Here is a 19,593-nt window from a genome sequence, read left to right as displayed (position 1 = left end):
AGGTTCTAAGAGGCGGCGCCGGTCTTGCGGCGGCTGGCGCGGTCAGCTCGCTCGGATTTCCGGCGATAGCACAGTCAAAACCTGATCAGTTGGTGATTGCCTCGGGCGGTGGCGCCTTGGATGAGGCTTACAAGGCAGCCTATTTTGACTCGTTTACCGAAAAGACCGGCATCGAGATCATTACCGCGCCCTATGCGGGTCTTGCCAAGATCAAGTCGATGATCGAGGCAGACAATGTCGATCTCGACATTCTGAACATCGATGCCGCCGAGGCGCCGGTTGCCGGCAACAACGGGTGGCTCGAGCCGATCGACTGGGGCCTCACCGACCGCAGCGCTGTCCTGCCCGCCGCCGCCTGGGACGACCACGTCTATGCCGAGGTTGCCGCCAAGGTCGTCGCCTGGAACACGGACACCCTGGGCGACAATCCGCCCGGCGGCTGGGTCGACATGTGGAACATGGAGGCCTATCCCGGACGGCGCAGCCTGTGGAAGCAGGCCTTTCAGACCCTCGAGGTCGCCTTGATGGGTGATGGCGTTCCGAAGGATCAGATCTATCCGATTGACGTGCCGCGTGGTCTGGCGGCACTCGACAAGATCAAGCCTGAGCTTATCTGGTGGGAGTCCGGGGGACAGTCCGCGCAGTTCCTGATCGACGGCGAAAGCGATGTTGGATCGACGTGGAACGGTCGCGTCTATCAGCCGAAGGTCGATGGTGCGCCGGTGAACTACACATTCAACGATGCGCTGTTCGTCTCCGGTGCATGGTGTGTCGTCAAGGGCGCCAGCAATGTCGGTTGGTCGATGGAGTTCATCGCCCATACGCTTGAGCCGGAGCGCCAGGCAATCTATTCGGAGAACATCCCCTATGGACCGGTTGTTCCCGCGGCATTGGAATTCATCCCCGCGGACCGCTTGCCGCTGCTGCCGAGTTCGGCTGAGAATATCGACAAGGGCGTGTGGTCGGACTTCCAGTTCTGGGCCGCTGATGGTGAAGAGGTCATCAACGAGTTCAACGAGTGGCTCCTGAGTTAGTCACCATGTGCCCGCCGTCAATTTGAGCGGGGCTCATGGCATTTGATCCCAGTGTGAACACGAAAGCCTCGGGCAAGGCGTGGAGCCTCGCCCGGGGCTACTTCGTCATTCTCTCTTTGCCGGTTCTGTTTCTGCTGCTCTTCTTCCTGTGGCCGCTTTTTACCGTTGTCACACGCAGCTTCGGCGTCGACGAGCCGCTGTTCGCCCACTTTCTGACCGTGTTCGACCGGTCGTCGTACATCAAGGTGCTTGGCTACACCTTCCAGGTGGCGGCGACCGTCACGGTGCTTTGTCTGTTGATTGCTTATCCGGTCGCGGCGCTCATCGCGCGGCTCAGGGGCGGCTGGCTGCAGATATCCTTCGCACTCATCCTGGTCCCTTTCTGGACCAGCACGGTGATCCGCACCTATGCGTGGATGGTGCTGTTTCAGCGCAAAGGCGTGATCAATGGGTTCCTGCTTGATCTTGGACTCGTCGATGAACCATTGCGGTTGATGCACAACAACATCGGCGTCCATATCGGCATGGTGCACATCATGCTGCCGTTCATGCTGTTGCCGTTGATCAGTGCGTTCCGCAACATCGACCCCAGCTTCATGCGCGCCGCCGGCGTGCTCGGCGCCAATCCGGTACGCGCCTTCTGGCATGTCTACCTGCCGCTCTCGATGCCTGGTGTCAGCGCGGGCGTCGCGCTCGTCTTCATCACGTCGCTTGGATTCTATATCACGCCCGCCCTGCTTGGCGGTGCGCAGAACATGATGGTTGCCGTTCTGATCGAGCAGCAGGTTTCGATAACGGTCAACTGGGAGCTGGCCTCCGCGTTGGCGACGCTGCTGCTGTTGCTGACCGTCGCGCTCTACATTCTATACGATCGGGTGGCCCGGCGCGCCGGCGCCGGCGGCGTGCTTGAATGATGACGTGGAGAACCACAGGGCGTGTTGCCAAGGTCGCCATGGTCGGGTTCGCGGCGATGGTTCTGCTTTATCTCGTCATGCCCACCTTCGTCATCGTGCCGATGTCGTTCTCCGACAAGCTTTACCTGAGCTTCCCGCCAACCGAGTGGTCGTTCCGGTGGTACGAGGCGATGGCGGAGCGTGTCGACTATCCTCAGGCGCTGTGGAACAGCATCAAGATCGGACTGCCGGTTGCGTTGCTTGCGACCACCTTTGGGACACTGGCCGCACTTGGCGTTGTCCGCGGCCGGTTCTTCGGGGCACGCCCCATGTCGGCCCTGGTCATTGCACCGTTGATGCTGCCGCAGATCATTCTCGCCATCGGTCTCTATCCGGTCATGGCAAAGCTGGGGATGGCCGGAACCTATCCCGGCGTGGTCATCGGCCACACCGTGATCTGCATTCCGCTCGTCTTCATAACCGTCGCGGCATCGCTGAAGGGCTATCACCCGGCCTACGAGTACGCGGCGATGACCTTGGGTGCGGGGTGGTGGCGGACGTTCTGGTACGTGACGTTCCCCATGATCCGTGTTGGCGTCATCGTTGGTGCCATCCTGTCGTTTACCTTCTCGTTCGACGAGCTGATCATCGCGCTGTTCCTGACCAGCCCGGAAACGCGCACGCTGCCGCGTCTTCTTTGGGAAGACTTGCGCCAGTACGTTACGCCGATCATCGCGGCGGCGACGACCCTGGTGCTTTGCCTGTCGTTTGTGTTGTTCGGCGCGCTTGCCGTCGCGCAAAAGCGCCTGCAAAGGGACCGGTCGCCATGACAGGGCAGGGTGCGCGTATCGCATACCGGAACATCGCCAAGTCCTACGGTTCCGTTCAGGCGCTATCGGCAACGACGCTCGACATCGAGCCGGGCGAGTTCTTCTCGATCATTGGGCCCAGCGGATCGGGCAAGACAACTTTGCTGGGCGTGACCGCCGGCTACATACCGCCGACGGGTGGTGAGATCCTGATCGACGGCCGAAACATCGTTGGCGTGCCGCCGTTTCAGCGCAACATTGGGATGGTCTTTCAGAACTATGCGCTGTTTCCGCACATGACGGTCGGCGACAATGTCGGTTTCGCACTTAAGATGCGCGGCGTTTCGAAGTCGGAGACGGCCGAGCGGGTGGGACGGATGCTGTCGCTCGTGCGGTTGGGCGACATGGCCGGCCGCAGGCCCAGTCAACTGTCCGGAGGACAACAGCAACGTGTCGCGCTCGCGCGTGCAGCCGTTTATGACCCCTTGCTGCTGTTGATGGACGAACCGCTTAGCGCGCTTGACAAAAACCTGCGCGAGGCGATGCAGGACGAGATCAAACAGTTCCAGGCGGCGTTGGGCTCGACGGTGCTTTACGTCACGCACGATCAGGCCGAGGCAGCGGCAATGTCTCACCGCATCGCGATCATGAACCAGGGACGGGTCGTGCAGGTCGGGTCACCGCGCGATCTATATGAACATCCGGTCAACCGTTTTGTCGCCAGTTTCCTGGGTGAAGCGAACCTCTTCGATCTCAAGGACATCACCGCCCATGGGAAAGGTACGCGCGCCATCACTACCGACGGGTTTGTTGTTCAGTCCGCGATGGCGCCCGATGGTTCTGGCCAATGTGCCTGTGTTCGACCAGAGACCATCAACCTTGATGTTGCGCCGGTCGAAGCGGACAACTCACTGGAAGGGCATATTGTCGATGCCACGTATACGGCGGGAAGTCTGCGCTATCGCATTCAGGTAGCGCCTGACCTGGTCCTGACCCAACGCACGCCTTCGGTTCGTGGTGCGGCGCTCCTACCCGACGGGACCAAGGTCCAATTGTCATGGCGCGCGGAGGACACGTTGTTGGTAAGCAGTGACTGATGACGTCGGTGATGCGTCGTCGCTGTCAGATTGACCGTTGGTAGGCAAGCGACACGGTCTGAGCCGTTTTCAGCACGATTGACGTCAGCTCGCGCCGCGCGCGCGATACGGTGTAGTCGTCGATGTCGACAGTAAGGGCAAGCGCCGCAATGGGCTGGCCCGCGTAGTCGAAGACCGGGGCGCCGATCGCAATCGCGCGCGGGTGGCAAGCGCGGTCTGTCAGGCTATAGCCGTGCTCCCGTGTCTTGACCAGGGCCTCCATGATGGCGTCGGTCTCGACGATGGTGTGGTCCGTGATCGGTTCGCGTGGCCCCGCATCGATGAGTTCGTAGGCGCTTCGCTGCGGCATGAAGGCCAGGATGGCAAGGCCCGTTGGTGAGCAAAAGGCCGGTTCGCGCACGCCGACCGATGGTCCTTTGATGAGGGAAAGGCGTTTTTCGGCGCCTGCCATGGAAACGAGAACAACGCAATCGCTGCCATTGAGCACGCTGAGCTCGAGCTGGAAACCGCTTTCGTCCGACACGTTCTGCAGAATGGGGAACGCACATGTCACAAGCGGGTCATTGCCCAGATAGGCGACGGACCAACCAAGGACCTTGGACGAGAGACGGTAGCGTCGTGTCTTCTGGTCCTGCGTCAGATAGCCGGCGCCGACCAGGGTCGACAGCAGGCGCCTGGCACCGCTGATTTCCAATCCGCTGACGTGGACAAGCTCGGTCAACGACAGCTCCCGGTGGCCCACGTCAAAGCACTCCATCACCCTCAGACCCTTGAGGAGTGTCTTTGAGACGTTCGACGAGGAGCGTTTTCCGTCGGGCGGTATCGTCGATTGGTCCACTTTGTTACTCCACCTCAGTCAGATCGCTGTATTCTGCATTCGGGCGACGTGGAGATTGGGCCGTGCCCGCCCACCACTGTCACTATATGACAACGATAGTCTATATTTGTTGCGATGTCTCACCCCCACACCTACGATTTCTGGCTCGTTGCCTGGCGCATGGCGGCATGATTGCCGTTGCTCTGCCCCTGCTGCCGGGATGAGGTGGGAGTTGATGTGACGAACACGAGGCGCACCAAGGATCGAGCCGACGTCTTCCTGTGTGACGGGCGCGCCTGGGATCGCGGCCTTCTGATCGACATCGGCTCGACCTTCACCAAGGTCATGGTGATCGGTCCAGATGGAGCCATGCTGGGGCGTGCGCAGGCACCGACGACGATTGATGACGACGTCATGAAGGGAGTGAACGGCGCCCTGGATGCATTGCCGGCCCCGTTGCGTGGCGGTCATGACTGGGCGCTGGCATCAAGCAGCGCGGCGGGTGGGCTGCGCATGGCGTCGGTCGGACTGACCGCCAACCTGTCGGGCCGCGCCGGCGCACTGGCGGCGTTTGGCGCCGGTGCAAAGGTCGTTGCCGACGAACACGGTTTCCTCGACACCGAAGCAATCGGACGCATTGATGCCGCAACGCCGCATCTGGTTCTGCTTTCGGGCGGTCTGGATGGCGGCAATAGCGAAGCTCTGCTGCACAACGCCCGCATGCTGGCTGGGCTGCGGTCGACGCGGGGTTTCATTGTGGCCGGCAATGCGGCGGTGTCCGGCGAGGCTGTCGCGCTGCTTCAGGACGGCGTGCGTGATGTGCGGGTTGTCGACAACGTGTTTCCGCGTGCCGGCGAGATAGCGATGACGGCGACGCGCGAGGCGGTCCGCGATTTGTTTCTGCGTCACATCACCCATGCCAAGGGCCTTGATGGAATGATGGCAGCCTTTGCGACGGAGTGCGAGCCGACGCCGCTGGCGGTCAGTCGGGCGCTGCCCTTCGTACCGGCAAACGAGGGGCCGGTTGTTTTTGTCGACCTGGGTGGTGCGACCACCGATGTGCATTCCCTGGGTGGCGTGCGCGACGATCACAGGGCCGCAGAGGTGCCGGAGCCCGAGGTCATGCGCACCGTCGAAGGTGATCTTGGTATGCGCTGGGGCGCACCAGGCACGGTGGAGGCGATGTCGTCTTCGGCAAGAGCTGCGGCGGAGCAGCAATTGAACTGCGACCTCGGTCGCGAGGCGGAGCGGCGCCGTGAAACACCGTCGTTCCTGCCCCAATCCGACCATGACCGTGCGGTGGATTGTGTGTTGGCACAGGCCGGTGCCGCGACCGCCATCGAGCGCCATGCCGGCAAGGTCGTCGTACGCCATCGCCCGTGGGGCGATCGGTATCACGTGTCAGGAAAGGACCTTCGTCCGACGCGGGTTCTTGTGGCGACCGGCGGCGTGTTTCGCCACGGGCGGGATCCGCACGCCCTCATGTACGCTGCGTTGGGCGACATTCAGGGCGCGCAATCGCCTCGCGACCCAGCCATTGCCGTCGATCACAGTTACGCGCTTTACGCCATCGGCCTGCTGGGCCGCCTTGCACCCGATCTGGCACGCGCGCTGGCGGACCAAACGCTTGATTGTTCCATTGCATCACGCCGACCACGGGAGGCACGAGCATCATGACATCCCAACTTGAGTCTTATCTGCCGCGTGACTGCCCCGACGGCCTCGCCTTACTGGAAGAGGGGCGCCGGATTGGCGACGACGTAACCGTTGGCCGAAGTTTGTTGTGTCAGGACCACGGCGTTCGTTCGGAGGTCGCCTACAAAAAGAAAATGGTCGAGGAAGGCCGGTTGATGACCTCCCTCAACATCGGCATGCAGACCTGGGCGGAAACGGCGCAGGCGCTTGAGAACATCTGGAACGAGTCCGAAAGGCGCGGCTTTCGAATCGATCGCTATCAGATGCAGATGGATCGCCGGATGGGGTTGCCGCCGGAGCTTTGGGAGCGCGCGCCAAAGGAAACCGGCCCGATGCTGGAGACCAAGGATGATTGGCACGCGACCGCGAATACCGTGCCGATCCAGCCCAATCTGGGCGACATGATGATCGGCTCGCCCATGTCCCTCAGCAACGCGCGCAACGCGTTGGAGGCCGGCGTCAACTACATCGGCAACATGTCGCAGTTCGCCTGGAAGTACCCGGGTTGGCCGGGTGACGACGTCGAGCAAATGGCCGAGATGGTCAAAGCACTGGGTCTGATGGCATCGAAACGCGACGACGATGCGATGATGCAGTCGTATCTGGAGGACGGCTTTTGCGCGACCTTCAAGGACTATTGCTCCTATATCGGTTGGGCCCTGTTTGAACGCTATGTCATCAACGAGGTTGTCGGCGCGCGCCTTTCAATTTCCTACGGCGGATTGACTCATAACCCCGTCAACAAGGCAGCCGTTATCTTGTCGCTGGAGGCGATCAAACCGGAAGGTACCTATAACTCCTTCTACCATTGCAACACGACGGCCTACGTTCCGGAGATCGACGAGAACTTTGCGGTCCTCTCGATCGACGATCTCTATCTGATGCTGGCGCAACTCAAGACCAAGAGCGGTGCGGCAACCCTCTCGATTCCCGTCACCGAGGCCTTGCGCGTGCCGTCCTGGGAGGAAATCGTTCAGGCCCAGACGGTCGCCCATCGAATCGCCCGGGATGCGCCGCGCCTGATGGAGAGTGTGAACTGGCCGCATATCGAGGCCTTGAGCGCGCGGATGATCGATGGCGGGCGCCGGTTCTATGAGAACATCATGCAGGGGCTTGAGGAACTCGGTGTGGATATGTCCGATCCCCTGCAGATCCTCTTGACGGTCCGGCGCATGGGCGCCGCCGCCATCGAAAACCGATGGGGTGTCGGCGAGCTGCCGATGTCGGATGCGGAAATGTACGTGCCGGAGGTGCCGACCGATACCTACCTCGACTATGTCGAACGGCGGTCTCGTGTGAAAACGATCTTCAGTTCCGCCGGCATTCCCGAAAAGGATCAGATCCGACTCGTGGTGGGATCAACCGATATCCACGAATACGCCATGTTCCTGATCGTCGAAGGGTTGACCATGGCCGGTATCGAGCCGGTTGTCGCCGGCACAAGCGTCGATCCGGATGAGTTTGCCGATCTGGCCCTGGAGGCGGGCGCGACGGCGATCTTGATCTCTACCCACAACGGCATGGCACTGACCTATGCGCGACAGCTGCAGGATGAGATCGTGGCCCGTGATCTTGATGTGACTGTCGCGATGGGCGGCACGCTCAACCAGGATGTCGATGGCGAATCGACACCGGTGGATGTGCAAGCGGACCTGCGTGCCATGGGCGTCCACGTCTGCAACGACGTGGCGGACCTGTTGCATCTCATCGGTGCCGCACCGTCAAACTAAGGTCAAAAAGAAACGCGCAGTGCGGTGACGCCTGTGGCAGGTACTCTTTAGCGATCCAGGCTCTATGGAAGTCCGGAGCGGTTTCGCCGGCCGTTAGAGCAGGTCGTGCGTTGACGGAACCGCGAATCGATTCCAGCCAACCATAATCCGTACTAACCGTTGGCGAGCTGAAGGCTGGCCTGACTGTGCACGACGACCCTTCTCTTAGCCGGATTGCGGAGCCGGCTGCGGCGATGAACAACCGGGGCGGCGTCGACGACGGTGTCGTCGACGATGTCCGGTTCATTGTCGCCAAAGGTCACCAGATTGACCGGCTCGGCGACGGCGAGCAGATCCGATGCGAACTCGGCACCAATCTGCGCAAAGGCTTGGCGCGCCGTTGGCCAGTCGGCTGACCAGGTGACTGTTGGGGCCGATATCCGATCCGCCTTTTTGGCAATAACGACACCCGTGCCATCGTCGCTCATCGACCAGAGATAACCGTGCGAGGCGATGTCGCCATTGCACCGTCCAACGCGGTAGCGCTTCATGACGGCCTTGAAGGCCTCCAGGTCGCTGTCGCGAAGTCGTAGCTCAATTTGCCAAGACGTCTCGTCCATGTTCGCCCTCTCGCTCGCCAGTCTCCGACCACCGCTCCCAAGTTGGATCGTCCGTCTCCAGGCCGCTCCGGACAAGTAACAGCGCCTCACATATCCGTTGATCATGGCGCGATGCCGGTCAATGACTTGTGATACCGGGACGCTGCCGCGGATTGCGCCGTATCGGGTTCGCGATTTCGCGCGTTCAAGACGGCAAGACGATCGAAACCGGCAAGGCGGCGCCGCAGAGGCTGTGTGGTGATTTACTTACGGCCACAAGCGGAATTACTTGAGCTTCGGCGTGGCATGGTTCGGCGTTCATGCAAGGCGAGCCGCCGACCCATCGATGGGCGGTTCGGCGGGGGACCGCCACTGCTTGCTCCAGTTTACATCCCCATTTGAGAAAATAGGTATGGTCGGTTGTCCTGATACGGAACGCAGCGGCCGCCCGAAACTGATTCGACCGTATCGACCCAACCCATCGGGGATGTCACCGAAGAACGGACAACGCTCCTGACGTGAGTTGCGGGTGTGGGCCCGACTGTTGCCGCACCCATTTGTCCCGGTATGGGACTTCTCTATCGATATGCATGGTGTCGCCAGCATCGAAATACAATCAGAGATAGCAAGAGTGGTGCGGCGTGCTGTTTTGATGTCATGATACCAAACGCAACGCGCGCCATTCTCGGTGTCTCTCACACCAGTGCCGGAGTCGATGTCGCCTCAACCTCCTTCAATTGGAGGCTGGGACGTGCGCCGTGGATGTCCTTACGTAGCTGATTTTATGCCATCAACTTTCTGTGATCGCGCTAGGTTGCCGCACATTGCGTTGATGTCTGACGTTTACCCGATCACGGCGGTGGCATGAGGGTCCGTCGACGATGACGCCAATGCGCTTCCGGACTGGCAGTACTCTGGCGCACGGCTGGGCGACGTCCATAAAGTTGTTTTTTATCAATAGGTTGGTGGGGCCGTGCGAAAAAGATGACTGGACGAGCTTGTGTTGACGTGTGGCGCGTCAAGCGCTCACCAATGGGTCGGTACGGCCGCGTCCGCCCCTGGACGCCGGGCATTTGGTCATTGATGGGGCAATTCACGCGCGCGTCACCCAAAGATCGGTGGCCAAACGGTCGGACGGTGATGGTGAGTGGCCAAATGTCGAGGGTTTCCAAGGCGGGCCGGACATGCATGAATGCGGTTCACGGTCTGACCCAGGCGATTGCGCGATTGGGCATCCTACCCTTACGTAGTTCTACTTAAGTAGATGACCGGATTCTTGGAACTGTAGGTTGCGATCTAACATGTGCTATGGGGAAACCGGATTGTTTGAGCGGATTTCCAATCGAAATGGATAAGCTAGATCTGACGATTGGAAATGTGAGATCCGGAGTGGCACGGTTCATGCATCGGAGGGGGTATGACCATGTGGCCTACATCGCAAACCGTATGGCGGACACGCCGCGATCGGGGTGAGGACGAGCACCCCGGAAGCGGCGTGCCGCGTTTGTTCACGCAATGCGTTGCCTATCCCTGTGGGCAACGTGAGTTACGGATGGATTAACTCCTGTGGTCGAGGTCTATTCATTGGTAGTGTTCATCTCAGCCGGAAGGGTTCTCCAACGGAGATAAAGTAGTGTTTTTGGCTGCGATGAAATTTCCACATCAGGATGTTGCTTAGTCAGAATAGAGAGTTTTTACCCACTAAGCATAGTTGTTCATCTGATGAATAGCTGAGAACCTATCAGAGTGGAAGGTAATAGATATGTCGATCGGGTAGGAGGACTTTTTCGAGTTGTTTCGGAAGCAAAATAAAAGGCAAAGAGCTACCGAAAATCGTTGTGGGGTCGCTGAGTAAGTAAAGCTGGTCCGAGCATTGTGGATAGGAAATCTAAATCGATGGTTCGGACTGACAGTCCAAAAAGGGGAAATCCCATGAGTACCACGTTTATTGTCGACTCCAACCGCCTCTCAAGAGAGGGCATGGTTCGTCTCTTGAGCGATACGAATTTCGATGTCCTGGGTCACGCTGGTGACATTAGCGGTCTTGATGATGGCATGGCTGAGTCCAGCCCGCCTGATCTGCTGCTGCTTGATCTGCCGCGTGAGACCGAGGGGCTGAAAGAGCGTTTGATCGAGCTGCGCGAGCGCGCACCCAACATGAAGGTCGTCGTGCTGACCACGTCGGTGCAGCCGCGGCCGCTTGCTGAATACTTCAGCGCCGGCGTTGACGGCTACCTGCTGAAGGACATCTCGACGGAAGCCCTGATCGGGTCGCTTAACTTGGTTCTGGCCGGCGAGCGCGTGTTCCCGTCTCAACTTATTCCGCTGATTCTCCGCGGTACCTCGGCGATGCCGACGATGGCGAACACGGCGACCGCGGAAGGTGCCAACCTGTCGGACCGCGAGCTTCAGATCCTCGGCTGCCTCGTCGAGGGAGCCTCCAACAAGATGATTGCGAACCGCCTTAGCGTGACCGAAGCGACCATCAAGGTTCACGTGAAAAGCATCCTGCGCAAGATCAACGCACAGAACCGCACGCAAGCGGCGATCTGGGCGCTGAACAACGGCATTGCTGCGGATGCCGGCTTGATGATGGGACCCTCATCGCCCAACTGAGGGAACCCAACACTTGTGCGCTTACGAGGATGCCGCCCCTAGGAAACAGGGGCGGCATTCTCTTTTGTGGGGCTGCCAACGACGGGCGCGTCCGATCAAGTGCCTTAGTGTTGTGGGTCGACCACGGCCTGTCAGTGTGCCCTCAACCGGATCTTGAGGTGCACGGGCCTAGCCCGAGATACATCAGCCCGATATCAACCGTCGTCGCGTGGCAGCCGTCTCGTTGCGGCATCGGCCGCTGAAAACACGAATCGCCCTGTCGGAATCACTTCGCCGACGGTGGTATTGCGGCCATTGACCGCACTACCGCTACCGTCGGCGAAAATGTTGGCAGAAGAGGGCGCCCAGCCAGGCTCGGCGCCGGTACTTACCGTCCGATACTATCCACCCAGGCCGAAGACCTGTGATGTCCAGGTGTTGATGGCATCCGCGGATCCGCCGCCATAACCATAGCCGCCACCGAACGACGGATAGCCGCCGCCACCGGTTGTTGCCGCCACCAGGCGGAACGTCCAGCTTGTCACGGTGATGCCGGAACTCGAACCGAAGCCGAGCAACAACTGACCACCGTCGCCGCTGCCCGTGCCGACGTTCTCAAAGAACAGACCGCCCAGGTCCAAGCCGCGTCCGCGGAACTGCGGGATTATCTCGCCGCTGGCGCTGGTCACGATCGGCACACGGCCGCCGCGGTTGTTTTGGGTGATCGTCAGCAGCGTTCCGTCCGCGGCGCGCATGATGTTGTCGGGCGTCGCGTTGAAAAGTTGCTGGTTGATGATGGCCTGGCGCGCCGCCGTGCTCATGCCGACACCGCCATCGGGCGTGTCGAACGAGAACGGCTCGTTGTTCAACTGGGCGCTGGCCGGTGCCATATGGAGCAAGGCAACTGCACCAATCATGGCTGCCAAGACGAGACGAAATCGCATCGGTTCTCTCCTGCCGTACATGGACGGGGCCGAACCTTCTGGCCCCCCTCATCGCAAATTAAGCCGTAATCTGGACCAAATAATCAAGTGGATTGCGAACAACCGGTATGCAATCCCGCCTAATAACCTTGATCCACCCCTTTAGATCGTCAATTCAAGCTGGTTTCATATGATCGTGCGGCCGGCACGAATGCTTGAATGGCGGCGAAAACAGCGGCTTCAGTTCTGTTTCGCAGTTGCAATTTACCCAAAAGGCTCCTGACGACGTACTTCACGTTGGCTTCGGTCATATCCAATTCTTCGGATATCGTCCGATTGCTCTTGCCTTCGCCAAGCAGCGCCAGAACCTGCTGTTCCGTCGGTGTCAACGATGCCAGCAGCTGAAGGCGCAGTTCGGTCACCGTGAAGGACGGCGTCATGAACGGCGGCACCAGGCAATAGCCGTCGAGGCTGAGCCTGGCGACTTCGGCCGTCAGTGGCAGCTGCTCGTCAACGAACAGCCAGGCATCGACCAGCGACAAAAGGTTTGTTGCCTGCAGCAGGTCATCGCGCCTCAGCGCCACGACGATGGTGGCGCGCCGCGACACCCTGAGCAGATCGGCATACTCCATGTCGTTCAGTTTGGTGTGCCAAACGATCACGACGTTCGGGCGGCCGTTCTCGGAGGCTTGCGTCGGCAAGTCCGACAGGCGCTTGGCCTGATTGAGTTGAATGCCGTGCTCTTCGGCCATAGCCCGCTGAAGCTGGAGCTCTGGCGTGGAGCCTTCGGCTACGATGGCGACATTGAGGGGTCGTGCCGCACTTGTTTCACTTGTTTGCATCCTCATGCAGTCCCTGTTCAGAATTGGTCCCTAATTCTTGCATTACGTTGGTTCGCGCACAGTGGTGCCTGGTTTTTTTGTGCGGCACCTTTATTGGGCGGATGACGAGCGCGGTTGCCTCGCGGCAATCGCGACCGGGTAACATGGTGACTGGCCAAGACGTCTTCTTCATGGCGACGTCACGGCAGCCGGCCGAGCGCGGTCTTGAGGCAGATCGCGCCCATCCTATCGATCGGACGGTATGGCTTTTGACGAGTATCCAAGCTTCTTAACCGGCCAACATTAGATAGGTGTCGCAACAGGCGAACACCACGACCCGCAGTTTGTCAAAAATCCGTGACTACACCACGGGTAAAAAGGTCTACGACTTTGGATGAACGTTAACTAAATATTAAGAACAGTATTACCCTTTAGATAGTAGCCTATCCTTTTTAATTACGAGGAGAGAAGGGGGTAATCCCTTTTCCAGCACGATTAGTACTTCTTAACTCTTACCTTTCTGGACCTCTTCCGTAAGCTTCAACGCACGAGATTTCACGTCATTGCCGGAGGCGATCCGGCGTACCCGGTCCCGGCTGCGAGCGTGACCGAGGTTTGAGGAGGGTCCAGCAAAATGCGTCTATTCGTTCCTGCGGCAATTGCGGCTGTTGCTCTTGTTGTAACGGCTTGCAACACCGGCCCCTACCCGAAGGAAGGCGTGCAGCCTGCCTTCAGCTTCCCGGTTACCAGCAACGACACGCCTTACAGTCAGTGTCTGCGCGCGTTGGGCGGTGTCCAGGGTAATCATCTGCCGGTCTTCGCCGTGGGTGAAGTCGCCGATAAGACGGGCCAGATCAACTATGACGAGAACGGCTACGCGCTGTCGCAGGGCGTTTCCGAGATGGTCATCAGCGCGCTTGCCAAGACCGACAAGGCGAACCTGGTTGAGCGCCTGGACCTGCGCATCCCCCTCGCCGAAGTCCAGTTGGCCGAACAGGGCCGCCTGTCGCGCTCGGCTGATGAATACACCGACCTTCCCGCCAGCGATTTTGTCATCGCCGGCGCGTTGACCGAGCTCAACTACAACATCGTCAGCGAAGGCGCCCAGCTGTTTATCGACGGCATTGGCGGCGGCGCTCGCACGGTGGTGATCAACGTTGCACTCGACATGCGCGTGATCAGCTCGCGCACCTTCGCGGTGCCGTTTGTGGTGAGCCTCCAGAAACAGATTTACGGGTTCGAAGTCGAAGCGAATGTGTTCCGCTTCTTCGGCGACACCCTGGTTGAGTTTGACGCCGGACGGATCAGGAATGAACCGCTCCAGCTCGGCGTCCGTTCCGTCGTTGAGATGGGTGTTTACCAGATCATGACGGAATTCCTTGGTCTGCCCGCGAGCGAGAGCTGCCGTCTCGTTGAGACAGACCATATGGCGTCGTACCTCGAGCAGCTCTAAATCCTGAAAGGAGAATGGTAGTTATGAATACGTTCGGTAAAGCGACCCTTCTGGCCGGCGCCTCCGCCGTTGCCATGGGTCTGGCGAGCACCCAGGCTTCCGCTTTCGATACGGTCGATTGGGACTGGTACGCCGACATCTACGAGAAGGTCCTCATCAAGGTTAAGATCGATCCGGAATTCGACCCCAGTGGTCTGGTCCAGGTCGAGAAGCTTCAGATCTTCGTTGGCGACGTGAAGGCCAACGCTTGGGTCGAGGCCGTCCTGCACAAGCCTGCCGCGCCGGGTTATGACATCGTTCGCTTGGAAAGCGGCGGTTCGGGCTCGTTCGAAGGCAAGTTCAGCGGTTACTTCTCTGGCCACACCCAGGGCAAGGTCCTGGACGAAGAGATCGCCTACCTGACCGAAGAGAAGAAGTGCTGGTGGGGCAAGGGCTGCAAGGAGTGGATCGAGCCGCACTACGTGAAGGACATCGATCCGTTCTATGGCAAGACCAAGGGTCATGTCGGTGGCAAGCTCTATGGTGGCTTCGAGTGGAGCGGCTACCAGGAAGTTCTGGTCCCGGATCCGTTCACGCTTGACCAGCTGCCGTTGGTTGAGATCACCGCGACCGCGATCGGCAACGCCGAGAGCATCGACTCTGACGTGGCCGTCATGGTCCACGAAGGTCAGTTCGTCGTGGGTGATGGCGACCATGCCTACCTGCCGTACTGGCTCAGCGGTAAGAATGAGCACACCCAGCTCGCTGATGCGTTGCTCTACCTGGCCCTCAACGGCCAGCTGGAGAAGGCCAACATCTCGGCCAACGCTGGTTCCTGGTACATCCAGCAGGCTCAGGCTGACATCTCCGCGACGGCTGTTGCCAACTCCAACAGCATCAACGTTGATGCCGCCACGCCTGATGATGCGGTCGTTATCGCTGACCTGACGCAGTTCGCGTATGCCGACGTTACGGCCAACGCTTACCTGGGTCTGCACGTCATCGACAACTACGTTGACCTCGGCACGCTCGACGGTGCTCTGACTTCGGTCACCGCCACGGCCGTTGGTAACGTCTCCAACATCACCGTCTGCGCCGTCAACTGTGGCGACGAGTAAGACTGTGTGAGGTGTAAGGTTCGGATGAAGGTTTAATCATCCGCAAGTGTTGGGAAGCCGGGATGCAGCAGCTGTTGCATCCCGGCGACCCTCCTCTCCCGCAAACATTCTTGGATCGGCAAATCCTGTTCGGAAGGAGAAGAATGATGGTAACAAAGTTTCAGAACATCGTCGCCGCCCTGGCCGTTACGACCGCCATGGGCGTGCTTGCCGCGCCGGCCGGCGCGCAGATGTTCGAACGCGCTTACAGCAACAGCAACCGCGACGGCCTGAGCAGCGCCGTGGTGATGAAGCAGGTCGACGAAGGCCTGTTCTCACCCCAGCAGCCGGTCGTGTCATCCGGCGGCGGCGGCGGCGACGTCCTGCTGTGCGGTTCCGATGAGTCGCAGTCTTCCGCGACCGCCAACTCGTCCTGCATCATTATCGGTGATGGCGCTACCGCGATCATCGACATGGGCCAGGACAGCCTTGGCGATCAGGATGCCAATGCCGAGTCCAACCAGGACGTGAACGGCGACCTGTCGGACGCCCTGGAGGCTTTGTCTGGCGGTTAATGGTTGATCAACCCACAAGGGTTGATGGCTGATCTAGATTTTCTCGTCTCCTGACCTACGCTCGGGGCCGAGCCTAAGAAGTGAATGGCATCTTTAGGGTGTCAAAGCGGGATAGCGCCCGTCTGAACGTCTCATGACGATCAGGCGGGCGCTTCGCGTTGGTTGGGGGGAAGGCAAACCCGAAGAAACGGGCCACCAATCAGCGTCTTGCGTGACTGGTGTCATAGCCTCGTGTTAACGAATTCGGCATTCTCGATGTTGTTGGAAGGGCGTTCCACCCCAACTGACACGATACGGACCGCATCTTGCCGTTTCAGCGGCCGGGTACAGTCGCGATAGCTTTTACTGATTGTGTGCGCGGCTCTTGGCGGGTCGGAAAAGACGTAACTCATGCTTATTCTTGCTGACAATCTGGGCTCCGTTACCGACCAAGCGACCGGGACACGCTGGCAGGGCGAGAAGATCGCTTCGGAAGCCCGGGAACGCTGTCTTGCCTTGAGCGAAGGCGGTATCGGACCCGGTGACACCGTGGCGCTGTGGCAGGGCGGGTCCGGCGCTTTTTTTGCCGATCTGCTGGCCGCCTGGTCTGCTGGCGCGGCGGTCGCTGTCCTCAATCCCGGGTTGACGGCCGATGAGGTGGATGCGGTCATCGGTCATGTTCGGGCCAAGCTTGTCCTGGTTGATGGGGATCTCGATCGTGCCCGCGCCATGTCCAGCATCCCGGTCGTTGATTTCGGCGCGTCGGTCGGTCCTGATCCGGCGCCGCGTACTGATCGCCGGGCCACGCTTGATGATCCCGCCCTTATGCTCTTTACGTCCGGCACGACCGGCACGCCAAAGGGGGTTGTCCACACGTTTCGTTCTTTGGTGGCGCGCCTGGCGCTGAACGAGACGTTTATCGGCCGCGACGATTTTCGCCGAACGCTATGCACCCTGCCGACCCATTTTGGCCACGGCCTGATCGGCAACAGCCTGACGCCGCTGCTCCACGGCGGCGACGTCACACTGATCGCCGGCAGTGATGCGCGTGCGGTCATGCAGCTGGGCGCTGTCATCGACGAGCACGCGATCACGTTCATGAGTTCCGTTCCCGCGCTGTGGAAAATGGCGCTCAAGATGTCGAAGCCGCCGTCCGGCGGCTCTCTTCGTAGGGTACACGTCGGGTCCGCGCCACTCTCGGCGGACTTGTGGTCAAAGATCATCGAGTGGTGCGGCACACGAAATGTCGTGAACATGTATGGCATCACGGAAACGGCGAACTGGATCGGCGGCGCGTCGGCGGCGGCGTTTGAGCCTCAGGATGGCTTGGTCGGACGCATGTGGGGCGGCCAGGCCGGCGTGCTAAAGGACGACGGATCCATTGCCGCCGAAGGCGATGGTGAGATCGTCGTTCAGGCTCCCTCGCTCATGGCCGGCTACTTCGAGCTTGATGACTTGACGGCCGCGGTGCTGAAAGACGGCTGGTTTCATACCGGCGACATCGGTCACGTCGAGGGTGGCGTCGTCCGGCTCACGGGGCGCGAGAAGTATGAGATCAACCGCGCCGGCATGAAGGTCCATCCAGAAGATATCGATCTGCTTCTGGAGCGCCACGACGGTGTTGTCGAAGCCTGCGCGTTTGGCGCGCCTGATCCAATCGTGGGGGAGATGGTTTGTGTCGCTGTCGTCATCGACCAGGGCCACGCCATCGACGACATAAAGTCCTGGTGCCGAGAGCGCCTGGTGCGCGAGAAGAATCCGGAGAAGTGGTTCGTTCTTGACGCCATCCCCAAAACCGACCGTGGCAAGATAAACCGCAACGTGGTTGCGGAGGCTTGCTTTGCTTCCGACTAGGGCGATGATCGCCGCCCCACAACGACAGCCGGCGCACCGCGCCAGGCATTGCGCATAGAGGCGGACGATGCAGCCGACACGACGACGCGAGAAGGCCAAGCCGATTAGGCTGGTTACCAAACGTTTTGTCTTGCGTTCACTTCGGCCGGAGGATGCAAAGAAGCCATTTCTCGATTGGGTCGCCGACCCCGAGGTCATGGGTCCACTCAATCAGGAGGTCGATGACAACCCTCGACGTGAAGTTTGGGCAGCTTCCATAGCCGATTGCGACGGCATCAACAGGTTTCAGATTGGCATCTTCACGCGCCGCACTGGCGATTTTATCGGTGTCTACTATGTGACCATGGACTGGGAGAACCGCAACGGTCTGTTCAGCGTGATGATTGGTGACAAGGCCTATTGGGGCGACAAGGTCGTCCTTGAAACCCGCGCTGCCTTGCTTGATCACTTCTTTCTGCAACGCGGCATGGAAAAGGCTGTTGGCCGTCCGCCTGCGCGAAACATTCCGTCCGTGTTCAATTACAAGGCGGAAGGCTGGCGACTGGAAGGCGTTCTAAAGGGGCAGATCCGATCGATTGACGATGGAAGCCGGTTGGACCAGTACGAGTTCGGTTTGTTGAAGGAAGAGTGGCTGGAGCTGCGTGAGTCGATCGTGGGTGATGGTGGTGTCTGACGGTTCACCCGCGACATCAACCGACGCGCGTGGCGTGCCGCCGGTTGCCTATGCTCAGCCGGTCGATGGCGTGCGCCGCGATGCGTTTTGGCCCGTCGCAGCCGAGGTGGGCCATGCCGGCGGGTAGGGTGCGGTCTCGGCCCAAACCGAAGCCGATCAGGTTGATGACCGATCGCTTTCTGTTGCGTTCGCTCCGGCCGGAGGATGCGGGCGAGCCTTACAGCACCTGGTTGGCGGACCCCGAGGTCATGACGCCGCTCAATCAGGTCGCCAGGTCGCTAAGTCGCGACGAGTTGCGCGGCACAATCCTGTCGCGCGATGGCATCAACGACTTTCTGATCGGCATTTTTGTGCGCCATCCCAGCAAGTTCATCGGGCTCTACTTCATCGACGCAGACTGGCACAACAAGACGGTGACGTTCAGCGTTCTGATTGGCGACAAGTCCTATTGGGGCAGCAATGTCGTCGCGGAGACACGCGCGGTCTTGCTCGATCATTTCTTCGACGTTCTGGGCGCTGAGAAGGCCATCGGCCAACCGCCGGCGCGCAACATTCCGTCGGTGTTCAATTACAAGGCCGAGGGTTGGCGTCTGGAAGGGACGTTCAAGGGTCAGCTGCAGTCCAACCTCGATGACAGTCGGCTCGATCAATTCCAGTTCGGCCTCCTAAAGGACGAGTGGTTCGCGATGCGGAAGGGTAAGAACAGTGACAGCAAGTCTTGATTCAGCACGACAGATCCTTGCCGAAGCGCTTGAAGTGGAGCCGGAGACCGTCTCGGCACAGGCCCGTCTCGGCGATCCCGAAGCCTGGGACAGCCTGGCCCACCTGCGCCTGATCCTGGCGATCGAAGCCAAGCTGGGTCACGAGCTTGGGCCCGATCAGATTATCGCGATTGAATCGCTCGACGACGTCGCGGCGATCCTTAACGGCAAAGCGTCTTAACCGACGCCGCCGCACAGGATAAGCAGACACCAACATGCCGCCGACAGAC

Annotated in this window: 19 protein-coding genes; 15 read left to right on the top strand and 4 right to left on the bottom strand. The window is 59.9% G+C overall.

What is annotated here, in order from left to right; genetic code table 11:
* Positions 1–116: 116 nt before the first annotated feature.
* Genes AAF563_13715 through AAF563_13700 form a run of 4 tightly spaced genes read left to right on the top strand, consistent with a single transcriptional unit; the run spans position 117 to position 3,833 of the window.
* On the top strand, positions 117–1,034 hold the full coding sequence (locus AAF563_13715; GenBank protein ID MEM7122336.1) for an extracellular solute-binding protein: 918 nt from the start codon (positions 117–119) through the stop codon (positions 1,032–1,034).
* A gap of 35 nt (positions 1,035–1,069) precedes the next feature.
* Positions 1,070–1,948 carry an ABC transporter permease gene (locus tag AAF563_13710; GenBank protein MEM7122335.1) on the top strand — a complete coding sequence of 293 codons (879 nt, stop codon included), beginning with the start codon at positions 1,070–1,072 and terminating at the stop codon, positions 1,946–1,948.
* Positions 1,945–2,757, top strand: a complete 813-nt coding sequence (locus AAF563_13705; protein ID MEM7122334.1) for an ABC transporter permease — start codon at positions 1,945–1,947, stop codon at positions 2,755–2,757. The genes AAF563_13710 and AAF563_13705 overlap by 4 nt, the downstream gene beginning before the upstream one ends.
* Positions 2,754–3,833: an ABC transporter ATP-binding protein gene (locus tag AAF563_13700; GenBank protein MEM7122333.1), complete on the top strand. Its 1,080-nt coding sequence runs from the start codon at positions 2,754–2,756 to the stop codon at positions 3,831–3,833. Before AAF563_13705 ends, AAF563_13700 begins: the two co-directional genes overlap by 4 nt.
* 25 nt (positions 3,834–3,858) lie before the next feature.
* Here AAF563_13700 and AAF563_13695 read toward each other — a convergent pair whose 3' ends face one another.
* Positions 3,859–4,671 carry an IclR family transcriptional regulator gene (locus AAF563_13695; GenBank protein MEM7122332.1) on the bottom strand — a complete coding sequence of 271 codons (813 nt, stop codon included), beginning with the start codon at positions 4,669–4,671 and terminating at the stop codon, positions 3,859–3,861.
* 216 nt (positions 4,672–4,887) lie between these two features.
* Between AAF563_13695 and AAF563_13690 the strand changes: the two genes are divergently transcribed.
* Together AAF563_13690 and AAF563_13685 are read left to right on the top strand one after the other, a co-directional pair.
* Positions 4,888–6,327: a glutamate mutase L gene (locus AAF563_13690; protein MEM7122331.1), complete on the top strand. Its 1,440-nt coding sequence runs from the start codon at positions 4,888–4,890 to the stop codon at positions 6,325–6,327.
* Entirely contained in the window at positions 6,324–8,075 is a 1,752-nt protein-coding gene (locus tag AAF563_13685) for a hypothetical protein (protein ID MEM7122330.1), read from the top strand. The genes AAF563_13690 and AAF563_13685 overlap by 4 nt, the downstream gene beginning before the upstream one ends.
* A 152-nt stretch (positions 8,076–8,227) precedes the next feature.
* Here the strand turns inward: AAF563_13685 and AAF563_13680 are convergent, their stop codons facing one another.
* Positions 8,228–8,674 carry a hypothetical protein gene (locus AAF563_13680; protein MEM7122329.1) on the bottom strand — a complete coding sequence of 149 codons (447 nt, stop codon included), beginning with the start codon at positions 8,672–8,674 and terminating at the stop codon, positions 8,228–8,230.
* Between the two features lie 1,911 nt (positions 8,675–10,585).
* Here AAF563_13680 and AAF563_13675 point away from each other — a divergent pair.
* On the top strand, positions 10,586–11,269 hold the full coding sequence (locus AAF563_13675) for a response regulator transcription factor (GenBank protein MEM7122328.1): 684 nt from the start codon (positions 10,586–10,588) through the stop codon (positions 11,267–11,269).
* 380 nt (positions 11,270–11,649) lie between these two features.
* Here AAF563_13675 and AAF563_13670 read toward each other — a convergent pair whose 3' ends face one another.
* Both AAF563_13670 and AAF563_13665 read right to left on the bottom strand, forming a co-directional pair.
* Positions 11,650–12,192 carry a hypothetical protein gene (locus AAF563_13670; GenBank protein MEM7122327.1) on the bottom strand — a complete coding sequence of 181 codons (543 nt, stop codon included), beginning with the start codon at positions 12,190–12,192 and terminating at the stop codon, positions 11,650–11,652.
* 149 nt (positions 12,193–12,341) lie between these two features.
* Entirely contained in the window at positions 12,342–13,013 is a 672-nt protein-coding gene (locus AAF563_13665) for a helix-turn-helix transcriptional regulator (protein ID MEM7122326.1), read from the bottom strand.
* Positions 13,014–13,815: 802 nt separating this feature from the next.
* Here AAF563_13665 and AAF563_13660 point away from each other — a divergent pair.
* The 8 genes from AAF563_13660 to AAF563_13625 all read left to right on the top strand — a co-directional run bounded on the left by AAF563_13660 (position 13,816) and on the right by AAF563_13625 (position 19,544).
* A complete protein-coding gene (locus AAF563_13660) occupies positions 13,816–14,445 on the top strand; it encodes a CsgG/HfaB family protein (GenBank protein MEM7122325.1) in 630 nt (209 codons plus the stop codon).
* Between the two features lie 23 nt (positions 14,446–14,468).
* On the top strand, positions 14,469–15,542 hold the full coding sequence (locus tag AAF563_13655) for a hypothetical protein (GenBank protein ID MEM7122324.1): 1,074 nt from the start codon (positions 14,469–14,471) through the stop codon (positions 15,540–15,542).
* Positions 15,543–15,688: 146 nt separating this feature from the next.
* On the top strand, positions 15,689–16,096 hold the full coding sequence (locus AAF563_13650; GenBank protein ID MEM7122323.1) for a hypothetical protein: 408 nt from the start codon (positions 15,689–15,691) through the stop codon (positions 16,094–16,096).
* A 390-nt stretch (positions 16,097–16,486) separates the two neighbouring features.
* The gene (locus AAF563_13645; GenBank protein MEM7122322.1) at positions 16,487–17,929 is read left to right on the top strand and encodes a long-chain fatty acid--CoA ligase; all 1,443 of its coding nucleotides are present in this window, start codon (positions 16,487–16,489) and stop codon (positions 17,927–17,929) included.
* A gap of 67 nt (positions 17,930–17,996) precedes the next feature.
* The gene (locus tag AAF563_13640; protein ID MEM7122321.1) at positions 17,997–18,602 is read left to right on the top strand and encodes a GNAT family protein; all 606 of its coding nucleotides are present in this window, start codon (positions 17,997–17,999) and stop codon (positions 18,600–18,602) included.
* Complete coding sequence (locus AAF563_13635) at positions 18,595–18,729, top strand: hypothetical protein (GenBank protein MEM7122320.1); 135 nt, start codon at positions 18,595–18,597, stop codon at positions 18,727–18,729. Before AAF563_13640 ends, AAF563_13635 begins: the two co-directional genes overlap by 8 nt.
* Positions 18,730–18,766: 37 nt before the next feature.
* A complete protein-coding gene (locus AAF563_13630; protein ID MEM7122319.1) occupies positions 18,767–19,324 on the top strand; it encodes a GNAT family N-acetyltransferase in 558 nt (185 codons plus the stop codon).
* Positions 19,308–19,544: an acyl carrier protein gene (locus AAF563_13625; protein MEM7122318.1), complete on the top strand. Its 237-nt coding sequence runs from the start codon at positions 19,308–19,310 to the stop codon at positions 19,542–19,544. Before AAF563_13630 ends, AAF563_13625 begins: the two co-directional genes overlap by 17 nt.
* Positions 19,545–19,593: the final 49 nt, after the last annotated feature.

It is taken from the genome of Pseudomonadota bacterium, from assembly GCA_039028155.1.
GTDB lineage: Bacteria > Pseudomonadota > Alphaproteobacteria > SP197 > SP197 > JANQGO01.
This window is presented reverse-complemented; position numbering and strand designations above follow the sequence as displayed.